The organism is Rhizobacter sp. P2_H3 (genome assembly GCF_056403355.1).
The window spans coordinates 1-3,327 of record NZ_JBFUFQ010000381.1 but is presented as its reverse complement, the minus strand read 5'-3'; the positions used below and the strand labels follow the sequence as shown (position 1 = coordinate 3,327).

General features: G+C 72.3%; 3 protein-coding genes and 1 pseudogene. 2 read left to right on the top strand and 2 right to left on the bottom strand.

From position 1 onward, the window contains the following. Window positions 1-236 precede the first annotated feature (236 nt). A complete protein-coding gene (locus AC1D1T_RS31240) occupies window positions 237-953 on the top strand; it encodes a pseudouridine synthase (RefSeq protein ID WP_047504874.1) in 717 nt (238 codons plus the stop codon). 8 nt (window positions 954-961) lie between these two features. Continuing rightward, window positions 962-1,663, top strand: a complete 702-nt coding sequence (locus AC1D1T_RS31235; protein WP_465111794.1) for a 4'-phosphopantetheinyl transferase family protein — start codon at window positions 962-964, stop codon at window positions 1,661-1,663. On the opposite strand, the gene alkB is transcribed toward AC1D1T_RS31235, so the two are convergent. After that, window positions 1,644-2,300 (bottom strand): DNA oxidative demethylase AlkB, encoded by a 657-nt coding sequence (gene alkB, locus AC1D1T_RS31230; protein ID WP_477828316.1) that lies wholly within the window; start codon window positions 2,298-2,300, stop codon window positions 1,644-1,646. The two genes, AC1D1T_RS31235 and alkB, sit on opposite strands and share 20 nt — an antisense overlap. A gap of 10 nt (window positions 2,301-2,310) precedes the next feature. Continuing rightward, window positions 2,311-3,327 (bottom strand): annotated as a pseudogene (locus AC1D1T_RS31225) (hypothetical protein); the annotation flags it as partial.

Below are 3,327 nucleotides of genomic sequence, written 5' to 3'. Positions count from 1 at the left end.
GCCCCAACACCGCGTTCGGCCGCCCGTCGGGCCCGTCCGGGCCGTCGGGGCCGCGCGACACGTCCTCGCGCAACCCGAGCCCGCGCCACGGCGCCCAGCGCGACAACGCCCCGCGCAACACCGCCTTCGGCAACAGCCGCCCTGCCCCGCAACGCCCCAACCCGCGCTTCGAGCGCGACGACGACGAACCCGTTTACCACGCCGAGCAGCCCGGCAGCCTGCGCCTGTCCAAGCGCATGAGCGAACTCGGCATCGCGTCGCGCCGCGAGGCCGACGAGTGGATCCCGAAGGGCTGGGTGCGCGTCGACGGCCAGGTCGTCAAGGAACTCGGCTCGCGCGTGATGCCCGGCCAGCGCATCACCGTCGATGCCCAGGCCCGCCACCAGCAGGCGCAACGCGTCACGGTGCTGATCAACAAGCCGGTCGGCTACGTCAGCGGCCAGGCGGAAGACGGCTACGAGCCGGCCTATGTGCTCGTGAAGCCCGAGAACCAGTGGCACGACGACAACTCCGGCACCCGCTTCCTGCACACCCACCTGCGCGGCCTCGCGCCGGCCGGGCGGCTCGACATCGACTCGGTCGGCCTGCTGGTGCTGACGCAGGACGGCCGCGTCGCCAAGCAGCTGATCGGCGAGAACAGCGAGATCGAGAAGGAATACCTGGTGCGCGTGCAGCGCCCCGACGGCACGCGCCTGCCCGACAGCGAACTCGCGCTGCTGAACCACGGCCTCGAGCTCGACGGCGAGGCGCTGCGCCCGGCCCAGGTGGAATGGGTCAACGACGACCAGCTGCGCTTCGTGCTGCGCGAAGGCAAGAAGCGCCAGATCCGGCGCATGTGCGAGGCGGTCGGGCTGGAAGTGCTGGGCCTCAAGCGCGTGCGCATCGGCCGCGTGATGCTGGGTGACCTGCCGCCCGGGCAGTGGCGCTACCTGCGGCCGGACGAGGCGTTCTGAGCCTGTCGATGGCGGGCTCGTTGCCGTACACCGAACTGGCGGCACCGCTCGGGCTGCGGTTGTGGTGGCTGCGGCTCGACGAGATGCCCGATGCCGCCGCACTCGCGACGCTGTCGGCCGACGAGATCGCGCGCGGCCAGCGCTTCGCGTTCGAGGGCCTGCGGCGCAGGCACCTGGCGTCACACGTCGCGTTGCGGGCGATCCTCGCTCAGCAGACCGGCCTGCCCGCCGCCGCGCTGGTGTTCGGTGCCGGCCCGTTCGGCAAGCCGTTCCTGCACGCGCCGGCCGCCTGCGTCTTCAACATGAGCCACAGCGACGATGTCGCGGTGATCGCAGTGGCGCCAGGTGCATCGGCGGGCACCGAGATCGGCGTCGACGTGGAGGTGCTGCGGCCGATGCGCGATGCGATCGCGCTGGCCGAGCGCAATTTCACGTCGGCCGAACAACGCGCGCTGCGGGCCGCGCCACCCGAGCAGCGCGACCTCGCCTTCATGCGCGGCTGGACCCGCAAGGAAGCCTGCCTGAAGGCGATCGGCAGCGGGCTGTCGATTCCGCCCGACGCGGTCGATGCCGGATTGCAGCAGGACCTTGCCGCGCTGCAGGTCGTGCATGACGGCGCCCGTCACGCGCTGCAGGTGCAATCGCTCCCGGAGCACGCCGGCACGGCACTCGCCGTCGCGGTGCGCGAGGTCAGCGCCCCGCCTTCCTGAAGGTCAGGTTGATCCGCGAGCGCCCGGTCGCCGGATGCTCGCCGTCCGCGAGCGGCGCCACGCCGTGGAAGGCCAATCGCGAAGCACCGCCCCACACGACCACGTCGCCATGCGCCAGCCGCAGCCGCTGCACGGGCGACTGCCGTTGCGTGCCGCCGAACAGGAACACCGCCGGCAGCCCCAGCGACACCGACACGATCGGTGCGCCGAAGTCCTCCTCATCGCGGTCCTGGTGCAGCGACAGCCGCGCCCCCGGTTCGTAGAAGTTGACGAGGCTCGCGTCCGGCTCGAAGCCGTCGAACCCCGCGCAGGCCGCGGCATGCACCGCCAGCTCGCGAAAACTGCGCGGCATCGCCGGCCACGCCGCGCCGCTCTGCGGATCGCTCGCCTGGTAGCGGTAGCCGCGCCGGTCGGACACCCAGCCGAGCGGCCCGCAGTTGGTCATCGCGACCGACATGCGCTGCCCGCCCGGCGTCACCAGGTGCCGCCACGGCGCTGCCGCCAGCACCGGCTGCAGGTCGGCCAGCAGGGCGGGCGCCCGCTGCAGCGCGAGCCGGCGCAACACCACCGCACCGTCGGCGATCACCTCCTGCGACGGCGGCGCATCGTCGATCGCATCGAACAGGTCACCGGTCATCGACGATCGGTCACTGCGCCCGCTGGAAGCCTGCATCCGGCATGAACCAGCCGTCGCTGACCGGCTTCACCTCGAGCGTCTTCACCTCGTAGCTGTAGCTCAGCAGCGGGCCGCCCGCGGCGCCGGCCGGCTTGCCGTCGCCGCCACCGCCACCGAGCAAGCCGCCCAGCAGGCTGCCGACGCTCGGTGCCGAGGTGTTGCCGCGCGCGGCCGAGGCGTCGTCGCCGCAGGCATTGCCGTCGGCCGTCCACGCCAGCGTCATCGCCATCGGGTAGCCGCGCACCTTCTTCAGCTCGTTGCCCCAGGCGGCGGTCGTCTTCGCGTTGGCGCCGCCCAGGTTGCGCAGCAGCGCGCCCATCGAGCCCGTCACCTCTTTCGGCAGGTACTTGCCGAACGGATGCTCGCCGCCGGCCGAAACGGCGGCGGCGTGCCGCGCCTGGAAGGCCTGCGTGATCACCTGCACCTCCTTCACCGCGCCGACCTCGGGCGTGGTCCACAGGTCGAGCTGCACCCGGTTGCTGTTGCGCCGGCCCTGCGGATCCTCCAGCTCCAGCACCCAGGCGAGCTGGAAGCGTTCGCTGTTGAACGCGCCGATCGCCTTGCGTTCGCCGGTGGCCACCACCTTCAGGTCGTTCTTCTTCAGCACCAGCGGGCACGACGGCTCGGCGGGCTTCGCCGGCTGCTCGGGCTTCGGCTTGTCGGGCTGCTGCGGCTGCGCCGGCCGGGGGCAGCCGGTCAGCGGGCATTCGGTGTAGGTCTTCTTCGCGATGTTCTGCGTCCACACCAGCTTGCGGTCCAGCCGCGTGATGTCGGAGGAGCGCGTGTCGCCGGCAAAGCTGCGCAGCAGCCGGTTGTCGAAGCTCAGTACGCCGTCGTTGCGGCGCATGTCGGCGCGGGTCTCGGTGAGCTGCTGGCCGCGCATCACCGGCATGATGGCACCGTCGATCGCGTAGGTGCTGCCCAGCACGGCAGTGCGCGCGGCCGGCGCGGCGCCGGGCACCTCGGGCAGCGTGGCGGGTGCGGCCGG

Excerpts from the sequence above, each read along its gene's own strand:
- AC1D1T_RS31240 (WP_047504874.1), top strand. The coding sequence starts at position 237 with ATGAGCGAACTCGGCATCGCGTCGCGCCGCGAGGCCGACGAGTGGATC.
- AC1D1T_RS31235 (WP_465111794.1), top strand. The coding sequence starts at position 962 with ATGGCGGGCTCGTTGCCGTACACCGAACTGGCGGCACCGCTCGGGCTG.
- alkB (WP_477828316.1), bottom strand. The coding sequence starts at position 2,300 with ATGACCGGTGACCTGTTCGATGCGATCGACGATGCGCCGCCGTCGCAG.